We start from the raw sequence: 20,219 nt of genomic DNA on the forward strand, positions 1-20,219 counted from the left end.
ACAGGAGGGCCGGAACGCCGACCCTTAGGCCGCTCCAATGACATCTTCCTTTTCAAATTCCATTCTGATCGTCGGCGGCGGGCTCGCCGGCCTGACGGCCGCCTACCGCCTCCATCGCGCGGGCATCGGTTTCGGCTTGATCGAGGCGCGGGATCGTATGGGCGGGCGTATTCTGACGACAGATCCCGACAACAAAACTTCGGGCGATGGATTTGATCTTGGCCCATCCTGGTTCTGGCCGGATGTGCATCCCGCCATCAGCCGGTTCGCACACGAATTGGGCCTTGAGTTCTTTGCCCAGCACAGCCATGGCGCGACGGTGTTTCAGCGTTCGCGGGAGACGGCGACCGAGCACTATCGCACGCTCCGGCAAGACCCACCGTCCATGCGGTTGGTGGGCGGCAGTGGTTCGATCATTTCTGCGCTGGCAGCGCGTTTGCCGCCGGAAAGCATACGTCTCGGAACCAAAGTGACCCGAGTCCAGCGAACAGACGGGGGCGTTACTATGTACCTTGTTGGTGCGAACGATGCGGTCGAGGAAATCACTGCCGGCCATGTCATCTTCGCGCTACCGCCGCGTTTGCTGGCCGAGACGGTCGAATTCGATCCGGCGCCGGGTGCATTGCTTCAGAAGCTTTGGCGCGAGACGCCGACCTGGATGGCGCCACACGCGAAGTTCTTCGCTCTCTATGAGGCCCCCTTCTGGCGATCGGCCAGATTTTCCGGCGCGGCGCGGAGCATGGCCGGTCCACTCGTCGAGATCCATGACGCCACCACCGCGTCGGGGAAAGCAGCCCTCTTCGGCTTCGTCGGCGTTCCGGCACACTACAGAAGAGAAGTCGGTCGCGACGCCATCACCGACGCTTCGATCGCCCAGCTCGGGCAATTGTTTGGACCGGATGCATTGAGGCCGACGGCAACGCTCTACAAGGACTGGGCCGAAGATCCTCTGACGGCCACCTCCCTGGACCAGATGGCGACCGGCCATCCCGACGGCCGCCGTCGAGAATGGACCGACAATAATTGGAGCGATCGGATCACCTTGGCGGGCAGCGAAACCGCAGTTCACGACCCCGGCTATCTGGCTGGCGCCGTCGAAGCCGGGGAACGTGCCGCTATCAGCCTGATCAACAGATCGGGTCCGCAAACAGCGATCCCGACAATGTCCAACGCATAAAGGAGCGGAAGTCATGAAGGCAACTTATCGGACGATGCAGATTACCGCGCAACACGGTCTTGAACTGGTGGAGCGGCAAACCCCTGTACCCAAGGCGGGCGAAGTCCTGATCGCCATCGAAGCCTGCGGCATCTGCGGTGCCGATGCCAGCGACATCGACAATGCTGATCCCACATTGCAGCCGCCCCGTGTTCCCGGCCATGAGGTGATCGGCCGTATTGCCGCTGTTGGTCCGAATACGCCCTCGATCTGGAAGGTGGGACAGCGCGTCGGCGTCGGCCGTCTCGGCGGCCATTGCAACGAGTGCCGCGAGTGCCGTCGTGGCCGCTTCAATCTCTGCCGCAACCAGACCGTGGTCGGCGCCTCCAGCGATGGCGGCTATGCGGAAATGATGATCGTGCGGGCGACCGGGCTTGTCTCCATTCCGGACGAACTGTCGTCCGAGGAGGCCGCTCCCATTCTGTGCGCGGGGCTTGCCACATTCAACGCGCTGAAGAAATCGGGCGCCGAGGCTGGCGATACCGTCGCCATTCTCGGAATTGGCGGCCTCGGCCACATGGCGCTGCAATATGCCCGCAGGATGGGTTTTCGCGTCGTGGCGGTCGGGCGCGGCGACGATATTGCCACAGATGCGATGAACCTTGGTGCCCATCGCTACATTGATACGAATAGGGAAAACGCCGCCGACGCTCTCAACGAGATGGGCGGCGCGAAAGCGATCCTGACGACGACTGGCAATCCGGCGGCGGTCACGGCGCTGATGCCCGCACTTGCACCGGAAGGTCGCCTTGTCGTGCTCGGCGTTGGCAAGGATCCGCTAGCTGTATCGACGCGATACCTGGTCGGCGGCGAGCGCGGCCTCATCGGCTCGATGACGGGTACGCCGTTCGAGAATGAGAAGACGCTGGATTTCAGCGTCCTGGCGGGAGTGCGACCGATGATCGAGACTATGCCGCTGGAACAAGCTGCGGAAGCCGTTCAAAGAATGAGATCCGGCGACGTGAAGTTCCGGATCGTCCTGACGATGGGAGACCAGTCCAATGCGCATCAATGAAGACCTGACGAAACCGGTCATCGTCCACGCGGCCGGGCTCGATTGGAAGCCGAGTCCTGCCGTCGGCGTGGATCGGCGGATGCTTTATCGCGTCGGCGGCGAAGTCGCCCGGGCAACCTCGATCGTGCGCTACGCGCCGGGTAGCGCCTTTCCGCGCCACGTCCATGCCGGCGGCGAGGAAATACTCGTGCTCGAGGGGACCTTTCAGGACGAGCATGGGGATTATCCGGCGGGAAGCTATTTCCGCAATCCGCCCGGCACCTCGCATGTGCCCGCATCGGAAGAGGGCTGCACGATCTTCGTGCGCCTTTGGCAGTTCCGGAAGGGCGACGACGTGCAAATCGTCCGCCAGCCTGGCGAGGGCGAAGCGGCGTCGTTGCGCGACGGGGCCGAAACAGCACGTGTCCTTTTCGAAGACGAAAAAGAACAGGTTTCGCTTGAGAACTGGCAGCCAGATTTCGCCATAGCGGTTGAAAATCGCCGCGGCCTCGAATTCTTCGTGCTTTCGGGCAGCCTTACAGTTCGGGGCGAGCTACTGGAGCTACAGAGCTGGGGTCGCTTGCCTGCAGGCGAGCCACTTGAAGCAATGACGGGGCCGGAGGGTGCGCAGATTTGGATCAAGGATGCCCCTCTCCAGCACCCCGACGTGTTGCCGATGCCCGACTGAAACCAGCGGGAAGGACTCTTAATCCGCGCGTGAGCCAGCGCCATCTGCTTGAGGTACGTCGAATCTCAGCATTATGAGCGCAGTTCATCGATACATGACGCAACGTCATTTCTGATTTGATGGGCCCCATGGTATGGCCGCGCGGATCAACGAATTCGTCCCGCCGGCCGCCTGCCCTTGACCTAGCGGACCACTTGCCACTCCCATATTGGCATATTCGCCGCCTTGAACGACGCAAGCGCCGCTGGGACCAACTTCCCGGAAAAGAGACAGATGAACACAGAGGTTGCGATTATCGGCGGAGGTTTGGCGGGGCTGAATGCGGCGCGCCTGTTGCATGCGGCAGGGATCGAATTCCTGCTCCTTGAGGCAAGAACAACACTCGGCGGCCGGATCCAGACCGTCAACGAGTCAGGCCAGCCTGACGCAGACGGCTTCGACCTTGGGCCCTCCTGGTTTTGGCCGCGGATGCAGCCTGCGATCGCCGCACTCGTCGCAGAGCTCGATCTGCCAACTTTCGTGCAGAATAGTGATGGCGATATCGTCTTCGAGCGGATGTCGCGGGAATCGGCAAAGCGCTATCGCGGACTAGATCAGGAATCCGAAACCATGCGGCTTGTCGGAGGGTCCGCCGCGCTGGTCCGGGCACTGGCGAAAGACTTGCCGGAAGCGCGGCTGCGGTGCGGAGCGCAGATCACCAAGATGCGCCTGACGGATGCCGGAGTGAAGCTGTCGATCCGGTTCGCAGACGGACAGAAGGAGAAATTGCGGGCGTCACAGGTCATAGCGGCCCTACCGCCGCGTATCCTGGAATCGTCCGTCCGGTTCGAGCCGCCCCAAGAACCCGCGACAATCCAGTTATGGCGCCAAACCCCTACCTGGATGGCGCCGCATGCAAAATTCTTTGCCGTCTATGATCGTCCCTTCTGGCGGGAGGCAGGCTTTTCGGGGACCGCGCAGAGCATGGTCGGGCCACTGGCGGAGATCCATGATGCGACGACGTCCACCGGCAGCGCGGCGCTGTTCGGCTTCGTTGGAATGGGTGCGGAGCAACGCGCGGCGATAGGTGAGGAAGCGCTGACTAGGACCTGCGTCCAGCAGTTCGCTCGCATCTTCGGGCCGGAAGCTGCCCAGCCGCGGGCCACGCTCTACAAGGACTGGGCCGCCGATCCGTTGACGGCAACATCCGCCGACTGGTTTTCCGCCGGGCATCCGCACGCCCCGGATGAAGGCTGGATCACCGGCCCGTGGAAAGATCGGCTTGTGCTGGCCGGGAGCGAGGCCAGCTCGGTAGAAGCCGGTTATCTGGCTGGCGCAGTGGAGGCATCCACTCGCGCGGCCACCGACCTTATCAATAAGCTCGCGACAAATAGAAATTGAAAGGACCCTTGCCCATGGGAATCGTCGATCGGACGTTCCGCGACACGACCGGTTTGTCGGAACAGCAGAATATCGCTTCCCGGAATGTCTGGGTGCTGACGGCTGCCCAATCTCTCGGAGGGGCGAGTTCCCCCATCATAATCTCCTTGGGCGGACTTGTCGGGCAACAACTAGCATCCAATCCTACCGCTGCCACATTGCCGGTCAGCATGTTCAATCTGGGGCTTGCTCTCGGGACGTTGCCGGCATCCGCCATCATGCGGCGGTTCGGGCGTCGAACCGGCTATCTTCTCGGTGCAACGATCGGCATGACAGCGGGCCTTGTCGCCACCATCGGCATCCTCAACGCGAGCTTTATCGTCTTCTGCATCGGCACGTTCATGGCTGGCTTCTATTCGGCCTATGTACAGAGCTACCGCTTCGCAGCGACCGACGGCCTGATTGGCGCAGCGCGCGACAAGGCGATCTCCCGCGTGATGGTCGGCGGATTGATTGCGGCGGTGATCGGACCACAGCTAGTCATTTGGACGCGCGAGGCGCTTCCGGGGCATTCTTTTGCCGGCAGCTTCCTCAGTCAAGCGGCACTGGCGATGCTCGCCCTTCCGATCCTGCTGGCACTTCGCCGCCCTGAGACACCCAAGGCGGGATCGACAGAAATGGCAGATTGCCGGCCACTGTCTCAAATCCTGTGTTCGCCGCGCTATCTCCTGGCGGTCGCAACCGGCGTCGTATCCTATGCGCTGATGACCTTTGTCATGACGGCCGCACCGATGGCCATGGTTGGCCACGGCCATTCCGTCGATTCCGCAGCGCTCGGCATTCAATGGCACGTTCTGTCGATGTTTGGACCAAGCTTCGTTACCGGCCGGCTGATGGCGCGCTTTGGCAAGGAGCGTGTCGCCGCAGTGGGTCTCCTCCTGATCGGCGCTTCGGCGCTCATTGCACTGAGCGGCCTCGATGTCGCGCACTTCTGGGGGTCACTGGTGCTTTTGGGGATCGGTTGGAACTTCGGCTTCATCGGCGCCACCGCCATGGTTGCCGGTTGCCATTCTCCGTCCGAACGCGGCAAGGCGCAGGGCGCAAATGACTTCATGGTCTTCGGCACAGTCGCTTGCGCCTCATTCTTTTCGGGATCACTGCTGCATAGCTCTGGCTGGAGCACTATCAATTGGCTAGTGCTGCCCGCGGTGGCCTTCATCCTCGTTCCGCTGGTTTGGCGTGCGGCGAGGCTGACAAAAAGCAGATGAAAGGTTGAGTGCAATGTCCGCTTCCAGACGCCGTATCGATCACATTGTACTCGCGGTTCATGATCTTGAGGCCGCAGCGGAGTTTTATGCGCGCCTCGGATTCAAGGTTGGAGCCCGCAATCGCCATCCCTGGGGCACCGAAAACCGGCTTGTCCAGTTCGGCTCTTCCTTCATCGAGCTGATTACGGTGGGCGACGCCCCCGAAGCGATACCGCCGCATGAACCTCGGCGCTTCAGCTTCGGCGCTTTCGTGCGGGATTACCTCAGGAAGCGCGAAGGCTTTGCGATGTTGGTGCTCGACAGCCCGGACGCAAAGGCGGACGCGGCGGCGTTTTCGCAAAGGAAGATTGGCGAATTCGAACCGTTCTTTTTCGAACGCAAGGGGCGCCGTCCAGATGGCAGCGAGACGCATGTCGCCTTCACGCTGGCCTTTGCCATGGACCCTAAGCTTCCAAACGCTTCCTTCTTCGTTTGCCAGCAGCATTTTCCTGAGAACTTCTGGAATTCGGATTTTCAGAAGCACCCGAACGGCGCGACAAACATCCTGACGGTCACGCTGGCGAGCGCGGATCCTATAGATCATGCCGGCTTCCTGGCAGACTTCACAGATGTCCAGCCGAACAGGCCCGACCACACTCAGGTGGCTTATGAGCTGGCGAAAAATGGCAAACTCGTCGCGGAGAAGAGTGGAAGCGACAGCGGCTTCACGGGCTATACGGTCGCCGTTCCAGATTTGGCGCGACAGCAAGCTCTGCTATCGGAAGCGGGCATCGCATTCAGTATGGTCGGCGATTGCGTTGTCGTGAAGCCCGAGAACGCCTTCGGTGTAGCCATCAGCTTTGTCTCGGCCGACTGATGCATATCCGAGCTGCCCTTGTCCTTTTGCTAGTGCTCGTGACGGCAATGTCGGTTTCATTGCCTTCTTCAGCCTCTGAAACCAAATCGCTTTGTTCGAAAAGCGATCATCTGACGGTGCAATTGCCGGATCCTGTTTCGCGCCGCCGTTACGAGATCTATGTCAGCCTGCCTGCGGATTATTCCGAGAGTTCGGGAAAGACCTATCCTCTGGTGATCATCGCCGATGGCGGCCGGGCTTTTCCGACCTTAAGTTGCGACGCCCGAGCGCTCGCAAACAGCAATGCCATTGACCAAGCCGTTATCGTTGGCCTCTCCTACGCCCTTGGCGAGAACCTTGAGGATAGCCGGCGCCGCGATTATACACCGGTCGCCCTTCCGAGCAGCGGAAAGCTCTATGGCGGCGCAGCCGCCTATCAGCGGTATCTTGGCGATGTCGTCCTGCCATATCTCCAAGACCACTACCGGGTCGCATCCAACCGGCGCATTTTCTGGGGGCATTCCTATGGAGGGTTATTGGGTGCGCGCATCCTTCTAACCGAACCCTCGCTGTTTCAGACCTACATCCTGGGAAGCCCGTCTTTCTGGTTCGCGGACGAAGCGATCTTTGACCTTGAAGCCGGTTACGCTGAAGGGCATCACCAACTCAATGCCGAGGCGCTCCTTTATGTCGGCAGTCTGGAAACCGGTGGTTACGACTCCGCTCATAGAGAAAAAAGCCGCGACATGGTCGCCGGCATGCACAAGTTTGAAGAGCGTCTTCGCTCGCGCGGCTACAGCGGTCTGCGAATATCCTCGACCGTGATCCCTGGCAAGGACCATATCGGCTCCGCCAGGCCGGGCTTTGCATGGGCCATAAAGAAGGCGCTTGGCAATTGATCACGACAAAGCTGAGCGCCCCATCTCCAGAGCGAGCTTCAGGAAACCGTCGATGTAGGAAGTGGTTTCCTCGCCGCGCCGTACGCCCAGATTGATGCTCTTCCGAATGCCGGCGTCTCCCAGACGGAGCGCACGGATGGGCAATCCGGACGCATCCTCATGCAGCAGCCAATCCGGAAGAACCGTCACGCCCCTGCCCGCGCAGACGAGTTGCAGCATCAAGTCGATGGTTTCGGCGGTGCGATGCTGGCGAGGCCGGCAGTGCGCCGGAACAAGAAATTGGGTGTAGATGTCCAGGCGCTCAAGAGTGACGGGAACCGTGATCAGCTCTTCATCCAGCAGGTCTTGCGGCTGCACACAAGTGCGGCTGGCAAGAGGATGCGTCTCGTGCACCATCAGGACCAGTTCGTAATCAAACACAGGCGTAAAACGCAACTCCGGCGCTTCCACGGGGTCCGGCGTTATCAGCAGGTCGATCTCATAACCGAGGAGCGCCTCAACGCCATCGAAACGAAAGGCGGTGCGCACGTCGAAATCTACGTCGGGCCACGTCGTCAGATAGGGCGTCGCTATTCTCGTGAGCCATCGCTGGCAGGGGTGGCATTCCATGCCGACACGAAGCGCTCCCCTCCTTCCCACCGCGAAATCGGTGAGCACCCGTTCCGCATGCTCCATCTGAGGCAGGATACGTTCGGCGATGCTCAGCAGATATTCGCCCGTCTGCGTCAAGCGCAGGCCCCGGCCAGTCTTCATCCAGATCTTGATGCCGTGCCGTTCTTCGAACTTGGCGATCGTATGGCTCAGAGCCGACTGGGTGACGTTCAGCTTTTCGGCGGCCGCAGTGACGCTACCACGGCGGCTGACTTCTCTCAGAATCGCAAGGTGCTGACGATCGATCATTATGATAACAACTCATGAGTAGATGAAATCATACCATTTCCGCTCATAATGCAATGCGGCTACCTTTTCGTCAATCAGGCCTCAACGAGGCAGCCGAGACGAAAGGAAACCGCTGTGACGAAGCTGGCAACTGCGCAACATCCCCCTGCAGATTATGCGCAGACATCATCGATTTTTGATGAGGTCATTGATCGCAAGAACAGCAACTCCATGAAATGGGCCTATGCAGGCAAGCTGTTGACGCCCGACGAAGCTGCGGCCGATCCCCTGCCGATGTGGGTGGCCGACACAGACTTCAAGGCGCCGCAAGCCGTCATCGACGCGCTTCACGCGGCGGTCGATCATGGCGTCTTCGGCTATCCCGGCGGGGGAACCACTTCCTATGTCGACGCTGTGATCGGTTGGCAGCAGCGGCGTTTCGGTTGGGACGTCGCGAAGGAATGGATCCTCCAGACGTCCGGCATCATCACCACGCTGAAGACGGCCGTTCAGGCTTTTTCGGCGCCAGGAGACAGCATCCTGATCCAACCGCCGGTCTACGCGCATTTTCACAACGACGTCCTTTTGAATGGCCGGCACCTCGCCTATGCACCGCTCGAATTCACCGGCGATGGCTATCGGTTCAACGAGAAGACTTTCGAAGCGGCGATCCGCGGCAATACGAAGATTTTCATCCTCAGCCACCCGCATAACCCGACCGGCAACGTCTGGTCGGAGGACGAGCTGCGGACGATGGGCGAAATCTGCGCTCGCAACGATGTCCTGGTCATCTCCGACGAGATCCACGAGGATCTGATCCTCAACCCGGCCAAGAGACACATCCCGTTCGCCTCGCTCGGCGAAGCGTTCGCGCAAAACAGCATCACCTGCACCGCGCCGAGCAAGACGTTCAACCTGCCGGGTCTCCAGAGCGCCAATGCTTTCGTCCCGAACAAGAGGCTCCGCGACGAACTGTGCCGCCAGTATGAGCGCAATGTCTTCGAACTGGTCAACGTGCTGGGGATGGTTGCGGCCGAGGCCGCCTATGCGCATGGCGAGCCATGGCTTGAGGATATGCTGGCCTATCTCAGAGCAAATCACGCGCATTTTTCTACCGCGATCCACCAAGCGGATCCGCGCCTGAACGTCCTTCCGACGGATTCTCTTTACTTGGCCTGGATGGATTGCCGCGGCCTCGGAATGGATGCCGACGCCCTCAATAAATTCATGCTGACCAAGGCGCGCGTCTGGCTCGACAAGGGCCAGAAGTTCGGCATCGAGGGGCATGGATTCATGCGCGTCAATCTCGGCTGCCCACGCGCAATCGTCGATGAATCGATCCGGCGCATCACCGCCGCCGTCGCCGCACTTTGAGGGCCAAGCCATCATCGGATTCACGCGGAAATGACGATCGTCTTCGGCCATGCCGATGACGACGAAAAAATTGGGAACTCAACCGATCTTAGCAGCGGAGAAATCGGCAAAAAGCCAGCTGCCGGATCACAAACTGGGAGAATGCGAAATGAAAATAATGATTGCCCTTGCCGCGATTGCCGCGGCAACGCTGACGGCCGGTACCGCTTCGGCCGGCACGATGGCCGACGTTCAGGCGCGCGGCAAGCTGAACTGCGGCGTGACCGGCGGTCAGGCCGGTTTCTCCGCGCCGGATGCATCCGGCGTTTGGCAAGGCATGGACGTCGCCTATTGCCGTGCCATTGCAGCCGCGGTCCTAAAAGACCCCAAGGCGGTAAACTTCGTTCCGACGACAGGCCAAACGCGCTTTACGGCACTCGCCTCCGGCGAAATCGATATCTTGTCCCGCACCACGACCTGGACGTTTTCCCGCGACGTGGACCTGAAGTTCACCTTCGCCGGCATAAACTTCTATGACGGTCAGGGCTTCATGGTACCGAAGACGCTCGGCGCCAAGAGCGCCAAGGATCTGAACGGCGCAACGATCTGCATTCAGACCGGCACCACGACCGAGCTTAACCTCGCCGAGTATTTTCGCAAAAATGGCATGACGTACGAGCCAGTGCCGGTCGAGAACAATGCTGATATCGCGCAGAAGTACTTGGCGGGTGCCTGCGACGTCTACACGAGCGATGGTTCAGACCTTGCGTCCACGCGTTCCAGCTTCAAGAACCCGCAGGACCATATCATTCTTCCGGACGTCATCTCGAAAGAGCCTTTGGCCCCGCTGGTGCGCCAAGGCGATGATCAATGGGCCGATGTCGCGCGGTGGACACTGAACGCACTGATCGAAGCCGAAGAACTCGGCGTCACGGCCGAGAATGTCGAGAAGCTCTCCACCGGCACGGATAATCCGGAAATCAATCGCCTGCTGGGCAAGGAAGGCGATCTCGGCCAACAATTGGGCCTGGATGCCGCCTGGGCGAAGCGTGCGATCGCCGCCGAAGGCAATTACGGGGAAATCTTTGCCAAGAACATTGGCGAAAAGACGCCAATCGGTTTGTCCCGCGGCCAGAACGCTCTGTGGAACCAGGGCGGCCTGATGTACCCGCTGCCGTTCCGCTGAAAACGTCTTATGGCGCGGGCTCGGCCCGCGCCATTCGTTTTCGCCGTCCTCGTTTGCCCACACCGCACTCATTGTGCGCCGAAGGTCGCGCAGCGAACCTTCAGGGAGATCACTCATGGCAATGAAAAGCGACGCTAGCCGCGAGCCGTTTCACCTGAGCATGCTCTTTAACGACACCCGCTACCGAGCCCGCACGATCCAGGTTCTCGCATTCATCATGCTTGTCCTTGCGGCTGCCTGGCTGGTCGACAATACGATCCGCAACCTTGCCGCCCTCGGAAAGGACTTCTCCTTCGGCTTCCTGTGGGCCACGGCCGGTTACGACATCTCACCTCACGCCATCGACTATTCGAGCACCAGCACCCATGCCCGCGCCGCCGTGGTCGGACTGCTCAACACGGTGATCGTTGCCGCGCTCGCCTGCGTGACCGCAACGATCCTTGGCGTGCTGGCGGGCGTTCTGAGGCTTTCCGACAACTGGATCGTCGCCCGCTTGATGACCGCCTATGTCGAGAGCTTCCGCAACGTGCCCGCCCTGCTTTGGATCATCGTGGTGGCGGCGGTCATGTCGGAGGCCATGCCGGCGCCGAACGCTTTCCGCGGCGAAAACCCGACGGCCTCCATGATACTCTGGGACAGCGTCGCCATCACGAACCGCGGCATCTACCTGCCGGTGCCCGAATTTACCCTCAGCCTGGGCCAGGTCAATATTGGCCTTAGCGTGCTCGACCTCAATTCCGTGGCGATCTTCGGCGTGCTCGCATTTTCGCTTCTCGTCCGCCGAGGGCTGATCAAGCACGCGCAACGGCTCCAAAGCGCGACCGGCCGGCGACCGGCGACCTGGTGGAAGAGCTTGATTGTTTGCACAGTGCCGATGATCGCCCTGCTCTATACGCTCGGCTTCCATTTCGACTATCCCGGCTTGAAGGGGCTGAACTTCACGGGCGGTCTGCAACTGCGCAATTCGTTCATCGCGCTCTGGATCGGGCTCAGCGTCTATACCGGCGCCTTCATTGCCGAGATCGTCCGCTCCGGCATCCTTGCGATTTCCCGAGGGCAGACGGAAGCCGCTCATGCGCTCGGGCTTTCGTCAGGTCGCACGATGCGTCTGGTGATCCTGCCGCAGGCCTTGCGGGTCATCGTGCCACCGCTGATCTCGCAATATCTCAACATCACCAAGAACACGTCGCTGGGCCTTGCCGTCGGCTACATGGATCTTCGTTCGACGCTCGGCGGCATCACGATCAACCAGACCGGCCGCGAGCTCGAGGGCATGCTGCTGATGATGCTGATCTACGTCGGCATCAGCCTGATCATCTCCGGCGTCATGAACATCTACAACGACCGCGTCAGGCTGAAGGAGCGTTAAGATGAACATGCACAACGTCTCCTGGGTGCGCCAGGACTTGGTTTCCCCCTCGGCCAGACCCGTCGGCCAAAACGGCCCGATGCGATGGGCGAGAAAGAACCTGTTCAACGGCTGGCTCAGCACATTTCTGACGGTCGCGTCGGTGATGACGGTTGTGTGGCTCACCGTGGCCATCGCACCTTGGCTTGGCAATTCCATCTGGAAAGCCGACTCGCTTGCCGAATGCCGGCAACTCCTGGGTGGAGCGCCCGGTGCATGCTGGGGCGTCATCCGTGACCGCTGGCCGCAGCTTCTGTTCGGCTTCTACCCGTCCAATCTCTATTGGCAGCCGGTTTTGGCTTTCGGGCTGCTATTCGTGGCATTGGCGCCGGTCCTGTTCCGCGCTGTGCCGGCGCGTGCGCTCTGGTTCAGCGCCGTCTATCCAGGCATCGCCTATTGGCTGATCTGGGGCGGAAGCCTATGGTTTCCGGTCTCCGTCTACCTCGGCTTTGCCGTCGCCGCTGGGCTGTTCATGCTGACGGCACGTATCGGTCGAGGGCTTGGTGTCAGCATCGCCATCCTCGCCGCGACCCTTTGGTGGATCTACGCCGTCCAACCCGTCACATCAGACGTAAACGGTCTCGTTCCGGTCGTTCTCGATACTGTCGCATCGCGTGACGTGGGTGGGTTCCTGCTCTCGATCATCATCGGCGTGACGGGAATTGCATTGTCGCTGCCGCTCGGCATTCTGCTCGCGCTTGGCCGTCGTTCCAAGCTGCCGCTCATCCATATGCTGAGCGTCATGTTCATCGAATTCATCCGCGGCGTGCCGCTTATCACGCTGCTGTTCACGGCTTCGCTGCTCCTGAACTACTTCCTGCCGCCCGGCACCGACTTCGACCTCATTCTGCGCGTCGTCATCATGGTGACGCTCTTTGCGAGCGCCTACATGGCCGAGGTCATTCGTGGTGGTTTGGCGGCCCTGCCGCGTGGGCAATACGAAGCCGCGGAAGCACTCGGGCTCGATTACTGGAAGTCTCAACGGCTCATCATCCTGCCGCAAGCGCTCAAGATTTCCATTCCTGGCATCGTGAATTCCTTCATCGGTCTCTTCAAGGACACGACGCTCGTCATGTTCATCGGTCTTCTCGATCCGATCGCCCTTGCCGCAGCCATTCGCGCCAACACGAACTGGCAGGGGATTTACTGGGAACTCTTCATCTTCATCGGCGCCGTGTTTTTCGTCTTCTGCTTCAGCATGTCGCGCTACTCGATGTATCTCGAGCGCCGGCTGAAGACGGACCATCGTTAGGAGAAATGCGCATGACAAGCATTGTTACGCAACGAGCTTTCCCCCAGGACGGCCGGATCGGTCTTGCAGACGTCGCCATCGAAATTACGGCCATGAACAAGTGGTATGGCGAGTTTCACGCCCTGCGCGACATCAATCTCACCGTTCAGCGCGGCGAGCGGATCGTCATTTGCGGCCCGTCCGGCTCCGGCAAATCGACCATGATCCGCTGCATCAACAGGCTTGAGGAGCATCAGGCCGGCAAGATCGTCGTCGACGGCATCGAGTTGACCAACGACCTGAAGAAGATCGAGGAGGTCCGCCGCGAAGTCGGAATGGTGTTCCAGCACTTCAATCTCTTTCCGCATCTGACCATCCTTCAGAACTGCACCCTCGCCCCGATCTGGGTCCGCAAGATGCCGCAAAAGGAAGCCAGGGAACTCGCCATGCACTTCCTTGAGAAGGTCAGGATTCCGGATCAGGCGCATAAATATCCCGGCCAGCTCTCAGGCGGTCAGCAGCAGCGTGTTGCGATCGCACGATCGCTCTGCATGAAGCCGCGCGTCATGCTGTTCGATGAACCGACCTCGGCCCTCGATCCCGAAATGATCAAGGAAGTGCTCGATACGATGATCGCGCTCGCCGAAGAGGGCATGACCATGCTCTGCGTCACCCATGAAATGGGGTTTGCGCAGGCCGTGGCTAACAGGGTGATCTTCATGGATCAGGGTCAGATCGTGGAGCAGAACGAACCGAAAGCATTCTTCAGCGCGCCGCAATCGGAACGCACGCGCGCGTTCCTCAGTCAGATCCTGGGTCATTAGGCATCGTCGGAGCTCGCGAGCTGCCGCGGCTCTGAATGCGCATTGACCTCCTCGATGGTTGAGTTGCGGAGAAGGACAGTATCTTGCCCTCCTCTGCCTTCCGTTCGTATCGTGATCAGCCGCCGACGGTGTCGAAAGCATCCAGAACGCGCGACGAGTAAACCAAAGCCGCGCCTGCGTTCAGGGCAATCGCCACGCCGAGTGCCTCAGCGATTTCCTCGCGCGTTGCGCCCACTTTTGCGGCTTCGGCAGTATGGCTGGCGATGCAGCCATCGCAGCGCGTCGTCACCGCCACGGCAAGCGCGATCAGCTCGCGGGTCTTGGCATCCAGCCGGCCGGTCTTCTGGCCAGCGCCGCCGAGGGTGCGGACACCCTCGAGCGTAGCCGGCGATAGCTGGCCAAGTTCAGCAACGCGCAACGACAGTTCCTGCCGGTATTTTCCCCACTCGAGCATTTGAAGGTTCTCCGTGAATTTGGGTTGATCCGATGTGACGGCAAGCCCGATCCCCTAGTTAAAACAGAGAGGTGCGCCCACATCGGCCTCAGGAGTAGCGGATAAGCTTCATGAGCAGAAATGGTATGTTTTCACGTTGCCATGAGCATTGCTCATCGAAGGCGAAGGGAAGATAACGTCTCTTTTCCCTCCGCGTTTCGATTGACGAAGGGGTGCTCAGGCCTGAACATCGACCGTGCCCATCATGCCGAGATCCTCGTGCTCGAGGATGTGGCAGTGATACATGCGCGGCCCCGGCAAATTCTGTCGCAACAGGATGCGTACGGTCTCGCCGGCTACGACGTTCACGGTATCCTTCCAGGCCCGGTATGATGGCTTGGTGACCTGGCCGTCCTTTTCGTGCTCGGCAATCTGGAACTGCGTCCCATGCACATGGAATGGGTGATCCATGTCCGCCTGGTTGACGATTTCCCAGAGTTCGACCTGCCCGACCTTCGAGACTTCGTCGACGCGAGTCATGTCGAAGGTAGCGCCGTTGATCAGGAACTCCATCTCCATGCCCTTCATGGATTCCGTCAGCACCAAGCGACGCGTGACCGTCGGCTTTGCGAGGGATTCAATGGTGCGCAGCTTCACCGGAACCGGGGGCATGGCGGGCGCCGGTTTCTCCGAAATATTTGCCGTCAGCAAGGTCATGCCGGCCTCCTCGGGCTTACCCGGCCCCATCCAGCCGCGCTCATAGTCGAGCGTGGTGAGCCTTGCCGTTCCCGGCTTGTCAAAGGAGACGATCAGCTCGACACGCTCGGCGGGCGCAAGCAGCAGTTCGTCGACGGCGACGGGAGCCTCGATAAGGCCACCATCCGTTCCGACGAGCACCATGGCGGCATTCTCGAACTTCAGCCGGAAGAACCGCGCGTTTGTCGCGTTAAACAGACGCAGGCGGCGCTTCTCGCCTTTCGCCACGGCCAGGGCTGGGTTTTTCTGGCCATTGACCAGCACATGGTCGCCGACACGCCCGTTCATCAGGTCCATCATGTTGCTCGCCGGCATGCTTCCGTCTTCGGCAATCCGAAGATCGGTGAACATCAGAACCGTATCGCCATATTCGGCAGGGATCGGATCGCTCTTCGGTTTCACGAGGAAGATGCCCGCGAGGCCGCGATAGACCTGAGCGGCGGTAAGGCCGTGCGGATGGGGATGAAACCAATAGGATGCGGCGCTGCCTTCCGGCAGATCGAAAGCATAGATGCGCTCGCTGCCCGAAACGACTGGCTCCATGGGACTGCCATCCTGATCGGCCGGCACCGGCATCCCATGCCAATGAACCGTCGTCGGTTCGCCGGGAATGCCGTTCTTGAAGTTGATCTCGATCCGGTCGCCCTCGTGCGCCTCGATCACGGGATTTCCGCCATTATAGAGCAGCACGGGCGTATCGAGCCCCTCGGCGAAACGAACGAGGCCCGGCTCTGCGGCAAGCCTCGCCTTGAACAGGCCGGCCTCGCTGGCCTGGTTCATCAGGCGCGGCAACTCGCGCAGAGGCTGCCCTTCCGGCAAAACAAGTTTGTTGCCGGCCATAGGCATCATGTTGTGAGCGTCGTGTCCGGTCATGTTGCCCATGTCGTGCATCATCTGGGCCGCGGCAGGCCCGGAAATCGCAAGGCCTGCCAGGCCCGTCAGAAAAGTACGTCGGTACATCGATTGCTTCCTTTTGGTCGTTTGGGAGCGATTCACCCATAAGGCCGCTCACCGCAATATCGCGTTTCTTGTTTCTGAGCCGAAGGCAGCTTCGATAAGCCGCCCTCCAGTCATCATTTGCCGTGTTCGGCGAGCCATTTCTTCATCGTGGCAATCTCGTCTTCCTGAGCATTGATCACATCTTCGGCGAGTTTGCGGACTTCGGGATCTCTGCCGTATTGCAGCGCAACCTTGGCCATATCGATCGCGCCCTGATGATGCGGGATCATGCCGCGCATGAAGTCGGTGTCGGCATCGCCGCTGTACTCGATCATCATGTCCTTGTGCATGCGGTCGTTTGCGGCCGCATATGCTTGGGTGGACGAGGCACTGGATGAGGTAGTCTCCGCGCCAGACATGTCCATTCCCGGCATGGAATGATCCGCAGATGTTGCGTCGTTCGTCTTCAACTGGCTCTGCGCGATCGCCAGGCCCGCGCTGATAGCGATCGCACCGGCGATGAAGATCGGGGTGAGCTTATTCATGATCTTGCTCCCTGATCAGCTCGCAGTTGCCGGATAGCCGGCCTTTTCGAGAATCTGCTGAAGTGCCGGCTGAGAGGCGGTCGTCTCGATCTTGACCGTGCGTGCATCGGGATTGGTCTCGATCTTGGCGTCGGGATCGACGGACTGGATTGCCTTGGTAACGGACCTTGCGCAGCCGCCGCAGGTCATGTTTTCGATTCTGAGTTCCATGAGAATTCTCCTTGGTTTTGATCTCACGGCACTCAAAGTGGAGTTTCCAACCATGGTAAGGTCAAGTGCTGTTTGACGAAAAAAATGCTATTGACCTTCCCATGGTTGGAAGCCCCACCTTCCCTTCACATTCAAATTCCGGAGCGTGAAAGGACCTCCCATGAATAGTTCAGTCCGGCCAACGGATTTATCGACGGTCATATCTCTGCCTATCGACGGCATGACGTGCGCATCCTGTGTGGGCAGCGTCGAACGCGCCCTAAAGGAGGTGCCCGGCGTCGATTCCGTATCCGTCAATCTCGCCACCGAAAAGGCGAGCATAACGGCGCACGCAGCCATGGACCGCGCGAAACTCGTCCAGGCTGTCGAAAACGTCGGCTATTCCGTGCCTGGGAATTTCGCGCCTGCGGCCAGTTCCATCGAGCTTTCGATCGAAGGCATGACCTGCGCATCCTGCGTGGGCAGCGTCGAACGCGCCTTGAAGGCTGTTCCAGGCGTCAGCGAGGCCGCCGTCAACCTTGCGACCGAGCGTGCTACGGTCAAAGGATCGGCGGATGCGGCAACCCTGATCGCGGCGGTCGAAAACGCCGGCTACGAGGCGAAGCTTGTCGGTGCCGACCGAGAGGACGAAAACGCCGAGCGCGCCGAGAAGAAGGACGCCGAACGGCGCGAGCTCAGCCACGACTTTACCATAGCCGCCGTGCTTACGGCGCCGGTCTTTCTTATGGAGATGGGATCGCATTTCATCCCGCGCGTTCACAGCCTCATCGAATCAACGATCGGCATGCAGTGGAGTTGGTACATCCAGTTCGCGTTGACGACGCTCGTCCTCTTTCTCCCCGGCATCCGCTTCTATCATAAGGGACTTCCGGCACTTGGGCGGCTTGCCCCAGACATGAACTCATTGGTCGCCATCGGCTCGCTCGCGGCCTATGGCTATTCGCTGGTCGCAACCTTCGCGCCCGGTTTCCTCCCCCCTGGCACGATCAACGTCTATTTCGAAGCCGCCGGTGTCATCGTAACGCTCATCCTGCTCGGCCGCCTGCTGGAGGCCCGCGCCAAAGGACGCACCTCCGAGGCGATCAAGCGCCTGGTCGACCTTCAGGTCAGAAGCGCCCGTGTTCGCCGGGATGGCAAGGCTGTCGATCTGCCGATCGGCTCGGTTGTCGCCGGTGATATCGTCGAAGTCAGGCCCGGCGAACGTGTTCCCGTCGATGGAGAAGTGGTTGAAGGAAACAGCTATGTCGACGAGTCGATGATTACGGGCGAACCGATCCCGGCATCGAAAACCACAGGCAGCGCGGTTGTCGGCGGCACGGTGAACCAGAAAGGTGTATTTGCGTTCCGTGCGACGGCCGTCGGTGGCGACACCGTGCTATCGCAAATCATTCGCATGGTCGAAGAAGCGCAAGCCTCCAAGCTGCCCATCCAGGCTCTGGTCGATAAGGTAACCATGTGGTTCGTGCCGGCCGTCATGGCTGTGGCCGCAATTACCTTCGTGGCATGGCTCTACTTCGGCCCCTCGCCCGCCCTTACCTTTGCGCTCGTCAACGCCGTGGCGGTTCTGATCATCGCGTGCCCCTGCGCCATGGGTCTGGCGACGCCGACTTCGATCATGGTGGGCACCGGCCGAGGCGCAGAGCTCGGCGTATTGTTCCGCAAGGGCGAGGCATTGCAACTGCTGAAGGACGCCAAGGTCGTCGCCGTCGACAAGACCGGCACCCTGACAGAGGGCAAACCGACGCTGACGGATCTGGACCTGGCCACCGGGTTTGACAGGCCGATCGTCCTCAGCCTCATCGCCGCCGTCGAGGCCAAGTCCGAGCACCCGATCGCCCGTGCGATCGTCGACGCCGCCACCGGGGAAGGTCTCTCGCTGTCATCCGTGTCGGATTTTGAATCGGTTACCGGTTTCGGCGTGCAGGCGAAAGTCGACGGCAAGCTAGTCCAAATCGGCGCCGACCGGTACATGGCCGAACTTGGCTATGACGTCGCCGGTTTCGCCTCGGTCGCCGAACACCTCGGCAAAGAGGGCAAGTCACCCCTCTATGCCGCGATCGACGGCAAGCTCGCGGCGATTGTCGCCGTGGCGGACCGGATCAAGGACACGACGCCTGCGGCGATTAAGGCCCTGCACGATCTCGGCCTCAAGGTCGCGATGATTACCGGCGACAATGCCCGCACTGCGAACGCCGTTGCGGCGCGGTTGGGCATCGACGCGGTCGTAGCCGAAGTGCTGCCGGATGGTAAGGTCGACGCGATCAGCGGCCTCAAGAGCCAGTATGGCAAGGTCGCCTTCGTCGGTGACGGCATCAACGACGCCCCGGCGCTTGCCGAAGCGGATGTGGGTCTCGCCATCGGCACGGGCACGGATATCGCCATCGAGGCCGCGGATGTGGTCCTGATGTCGGGCAGCCTGCAGGGCGTGCCGAACGCCATTGCGCTTTCCAAGGCGACGATCGGCAACATTCGTCAGAATCTGTTCTGGGCCTTTGCCTACAATACGGCCCTGATCCCGGTCGCCGCGGGTGCCCTCTACCCGGCCTTCGGTATCCTGCTCTCGCCGGTCTTCGCGGCGGGTGCCATGGCCCTTTCGAGCGTCTTCGTGCTCGGCAATGCGCTGAGGCTCCGCCGGTTCAGGGTCGCCAATTGATAAACCAGGTACAGCCGGTCCCGCACGGGACCGGCTACCCTACGCAGGAGAAAACTCATGAATATCGGACAGGCGGCGAAGGCATCGGGCGTATCGGCCAAGATGATCCGCTATTACGAACAAACCGGCCTCATTCAGGCGGCCGATCGTACGGCTTCAGGTTATCGCGACTATTCGGAGGATGATGTCCACGTGTTGCGCTTCATCCGCCGCGCGCGGGATGTCGGCTTTCCGGTTGCGGAAATTCAGACGCTTCTAGATCTGTGGGTCAACCGCGAACGGCAAAGTGCCGATGTCAAACGGATTGCGCTTGCGCACATCGCCGAGCTTCGGCTTAAAATCCAGGAACTGGAGCAGATGGCCGCAACTCTTGAGGAGCTGGCTACGAAGTGCACCGGGGACGATCGTCCGGGCTGCCCCATACTGGACGATTTGGAGACCCGCGACACGGATGATGCCCGCATCGCCAACCCTAAATATACTTCGAGAATCTCGCCGCGTGACCGGATGAAGCGCAAGTTTTGAGACTTGGGGAGGGCTTGC

The 20,219-nt window shown here is 60.5% G+C and carries 19 protein-coding genes; 14 read left to right on the top strand and 5 right to left on the bottom strand.

The annotated features are described in order from the left end of the window. Positions 1-37 precede the first annotated feature (37 nt). From QA648_RS28525 to QA648_RS28555, 7 genes are all read left to right on the top strand, one after another. Positions 38-1,177 carry an FAD-dependent oxidoreductase gene (locus QA648_RS28525; RefSeq protein WP_283052234.1) on the top strand — a complete coding sequence of 380 codons (1,140 nt, stop codon included), beginning with the start codon at positions 38-40 and terminating at the stop codon, positions 1,175-1,177. A gap of 13 nt (positions 1,178-1,190) precedes the next feature. Continuing rightward, the gene (locus QA648_RS28530; RefSeq protein ID WP_283052235.1) at positions 1,191-2,231 is read left to right on the top strand and encodes an alcohol dehydrogenase; all 1,041 of its coding nucleotides are present in this window, start codon (positions 1,191-1,193) and stop codon (positions 2,229-2,231) included. After that, positions 2,218-2,898, top strand: a complete 681-nt coding sequence (locus QA648_RS28535) for a cupin domain-containing protein (protein ID WP_283052236.1) — start codon at positions 2,218-2,220, stop codon at positions 2,896-2,898. Before QA648_RS28530 ends, QA648_RS28535 begins: the two co-directional genes overlap by 14 nt. A 273-nt stretch (positions 2,899-3,171) precedes the next feature. Continuing rightward, positions 3,172-4,278: an FAD-dependent oxidoreductase gene (locus QA648_RS28540; RefSeq protein ID WP_283052238.1), complete on the top strand. Its 1,107-nt coding sequence runs from the start codon at positions 3,172-3,174 to the stop codon at positions 4,276-4,278. Positions 4,279-4,292: 14 nt separating this feature from the next. Further along, positions 4,293-5,525, top strand: coding sequence for an MFS transporter (locus tag QA648_RS28545; protein ID WP_283052240.1), 1,233 nt, complete (start codon positions 4,293-4,295; stop codon positions 5,523-5,525). Between the two features lie 13 nt (positions 5,526-5,538). Continuing rightward, positions 5,539-6,381, top strand: a complete 843-nt coding sequence (locus QA648_RS28550) for a VOC family protein (protein WP_283052241.1) — start codon at positions 5,539-5,541, stop codon at positions 6,379-6,381. 122 nt (positions 6,382-6,503) lie between these two features. After that, positions 6,504-7,259: an alpha/beta hydrolase-fold protein gene (locus QA648_RS28555; protein ID WP_283052244.1), complete on the top strand. Its 756-nt coding sequence runs from the start codon at positions 6,504-6,506 to the stop codon at positions 7,257-7,259. On the opposite strand, the gene QA648_RS28560 is transcribed toward QA648_RS28555, so the two are convergent. Next, positions 7,260-8,159 (bottom strand): LysR family transcriptional regulator, encoded by a 900-nt coding sequence (locus QA648_RS28560; RefSeq protein WP_283052246.1) that lies wholly within the window; start codon positions 8,157-8,159, stop codon positions 7,260-7,262. Positions 8,160-8,273: 114 nt separating this feature from the next. Here QA648_RS28560 and QA648_RS28565 point away from each other — a divergent pair, with 114 nt between their 5' ends. The 5 genes from QA648_RS28565 to QA648_RS28585 all read left to right on the top strand — a co-directional run bounded on the left by QA648_RS28565 (position 8,274) and on the right by QA648_RS28585 (position 14,140). After that, positions 8,274-9,512: a MalY/PatB family protein gene (locus QA648_RS28565; protein ID WP_283052247.1), complete on the top strand. Its 1,239-nt coding sequence runs from the start codon at positions 8,274-8,276 to the stop codon at positions 9,510-9,512. Between the two features lie 148 nt (positions 9,513-9,660). After that, positions 9,661-10,677 (top strand): amino acid ABC transporter substrate-binding protein, encoded by a 1,017-nt coding sequence (locus tag QA648_RS28570; RefSeq protein WP_283052249.1) that lies wholly within the window; start codon positions 9,661-9,663, stop codon positions 10,675-10,677. A gap of 115 nt (positions 10,678-10,792) precedes the next feature. Next, positions 10,793-12,046: an ABC transporter permease subunit gene (locus tag QA648_RS28575; RefSeq protein WP_283052251.1), complete on the top strand. Its 1,254-nt coding sequence runs from the start codon at positions 10,793-10,795 to the stop codon at positions 12,044-12,046. 1 nt (position 12,047) lies between these two features. Further along, positions 12,048-13,337 (top strand): amino acid ABC transporter permease, encoded by a 1,290-nt coding sequence (locus QA648_RS28580; RefSeq protein ID WP_283052253.1) that lies wholly within the window; start codon positions 12,048-12,050, stop codon positions 13,335-13,337. Positions 13,338-13,348: 11 nt separating this feature from the next. Beyond that, complete coding sequence (locus QA648_RS28585) at positions 13,349-14,140, top strand: amino acid ABC transporter ATP-binding protein (RefSeq protein ID WP_283052254.1); 792 nt, start codon at positions 13,349-13,351, stop codon at positions 14,138-14,140. A gap of 115 nt (positions 14,141-14,255) precedes the next feature. Here QA648_RS28585 and QA648_RS28590 read toward each other — a convergent pair whose 3' ends face one another. The 4 genes from QA648_RS28590 to QA648_RS28605 all read right to left on the bottom strand — a co-directional run bounded on the left by QA648_RS28590 (position 14,256) and on the right by QA648_RS28605 (position 17,023). Then, positions 14,256-14,594 (bottom strand): carboxymuconolactone decarboxylase family protein, encoded by a 339-nt coding sequence (locus tag QA648_RS28590; protein ID WP_283052256.1) that lies wholly within the window; start codon positions 14,592-14,594, stop codon positions 14,256-14,258. Between the two features lie 216 nt (positions 14,595-14,810). Beyond that, on the bottom strand, positions 14,811-16,289 hold the full coding sequence (locus QA648_RS28595) for a multicopper oxidase family protein (RefSeq protein ID WP_283052258.1): 1,479 nt from the start codon (positions 16,287-16,289) through the stop codon (positions 14,811-14,813). 113 nt (positions 16,290-16,402) lie between these two features. Then, positions 16,403-16,813: a DUF305 domain-containing protein gene (locus QA648_RS28600; RefSeq protein ID WP_260304318.1), complete on the bottom strand. Its 411-nt coding sequence runs from the start codon at positions 16,811-16,813 to the stop codon at positions 16,403-16,405. Between the two features lie 15 nt (positions 16,814-16,828). Next, positions 16,829-17,023 carry a heavy-metal-associated domain-containing protein gene (locus QA648_RS28605; protein ID WP_260304319.1) on the bottom strand — a complete coding sequence of 65 codons (195 nt, stop codon included), beginning with the start codon at positions 17,021-17,023 and terminating at the stop codon, positions 16,829-16,831. A gap of 160 nt (positions 17,024-17,183) precedes the next feature. On the opposite strand from QA648_RS28605, the gene QA648_RS28610 reads away from it, so the two are divergent. Both QA648_RS28610 and cueR read left to right on the top strand, forming a co-directional pair. Next, positions 17,184-19,676 (top strand): heavy metal translocating P-type ATPase, encoded by a 2,493-nt coding sequence (locus QA648_RS28610; protein WP_283052259.1) that lies wholly within the window; start codon positions 17,184-17,186, stop codon positions 19,674-19,676. 57 nt (positions 19,677-19,733) lie between these two features. Continuing rightward, on the top strand, positions 19,734-20,201 hold the full coding sequence (gene cueR, locus QA648_RS28615) for a Cu(I)-responsive transcriptional regulator (protein ID WP_104827365.1): 468 nt from the start codon (positions 19,734-19,736) through the stop codon (positions 20,199-20,201). Positions 20,202-20,219 lie beyond the last annotated feature (18 nt).

It is taken from the genome of Rhizobium sp. CB3171, assembly GCF_029714265.1.
Lineage (GTDB): Bacteria > Pseudomonadota > Alphaproteobacteria > Rhizobiales > Rhizobiaceae > Rhizobium.

Excerpts from the sequence above, each read along its gene's own strand:
- QA648_RS28525 (WP_283052234.1), top strand. The coding sequence starts at position 38 with ATGACATCTTCCTTTTCAAATTCCATTCTGATCGTCGGCGGCGGGCTC.
- QA648_RS28530 (WP_283052235.1), top strand. The coding sequence starts at position 1,191 with ATGAAGGCAACTTATCGGACGATGCAGATTACCGCGCAACACGGTCTT.
- QA648_RS28535 (WP_283052236.1), top strand. The coding sequence starts at position 2,218 with ATGCGCATCAATGAAGACCTGACGAAACCGGTCATCGTCCACGCGGCC.
- QA648_RS28540 (WP_283052238.1), top strand. The coding sequence starts at position 3,172 with ATGAACACAGAGGTTGCGATTATCGGCGGAGGTTTGGCGGGGCTGAAT.
- QA648_RS28545 (WP_283052240.1), top strand. The coding sequence starts at position 4,293 with ATGGGAATCGTCGATCGGACGTTCCGCGACACGACCGGTTTGTCGGAA.
- QA648_RS28550 (WP_283052241.1), top strand. The coding sequence starts at position 5,539 with ATGTCCGCTTCCAGACGCCGTATCGATCACATTGTACTCGCGGTTCAT.
- QA648_RS28560 (WP_283052246.1), bottom strand. The coding sequence starts at position 8,159 with ATGATCGATCGTCAGCACCTTGCGATTCTGAGAGAAGTCAGCCGCCGT.
- QA648_RS28570 (WP_283052249.1), top strand. The coding sequence starts at position 9,661 with ATGAAAATAATGATTGCCCTTGCCGCGATTGCCGCGGCAACGCTGACG.
- QA648_RS28575 (WP_283052251.1), top strand. The coding sequence starts at position 10,793 with ATGGCAATGAAAAGCGACGCTAGCCGCGAGCCGTTTCACCTGAGCATG.
- QA648_RS28580 (WP_283052253.1), top strand. The coding sequence starts at position 12,048 with ATGAACATGCACAACGTCTCCTGGGTGCGCCAGGACTTGGTTTCCCCC.
- QA648_RS28585 (WP_283052254.1), top strand. The coding sequence starts at position 13,349 with ATGACAAGCATTGTTACGCAACGAGCTTTCCCCCAGGACGGCCGGATC.
- QA648_RS28590 (WP_283052256.1), bottom strand. The coding sequence starts at position 14,594 with ATGCTCGAGTGGGGAAAATACCGGCAGGAACTGTCGTTGCGCGTTGCT.
- QA648_RS28595 (WP_283052258.1), bottom strand. The coding sequence starts at position 16,289 with ATGTACCGACGTACTTTTCTGACGGGCCTGGCAGGCCTTGCGATTTCC.
- QA648_RS28600 (WP_260304318.1), bottom strand. The coding sequence starts at position 16,813 with ATGAATAAGCTCACCCCGATCTTCATCGCCGGTGCGATCGCTATCAGC.
- QA648_RS28605 (WP_260304319.1), bottom strand. The coding sequence starts at position 17,023 with ATGGAACTCAGAATCGAAAACATGACCTGCGGCGGCTGCGCAAGGTCC.
- QA648_RS28610 (WP_283052259.1), top strand. The coding sequence starts at position 17,184 with ATGAATAGTTCAGTCCGGCCAACGGATTTATCGACGGTCATATCTCTG.
- cueR (WP_104827365.1), top strand. The coding sequence starts at position 19,734 with ATGAATATCGGACAGGCGGCGAAGGCATCGGGCGTATCGGCCAAGATG.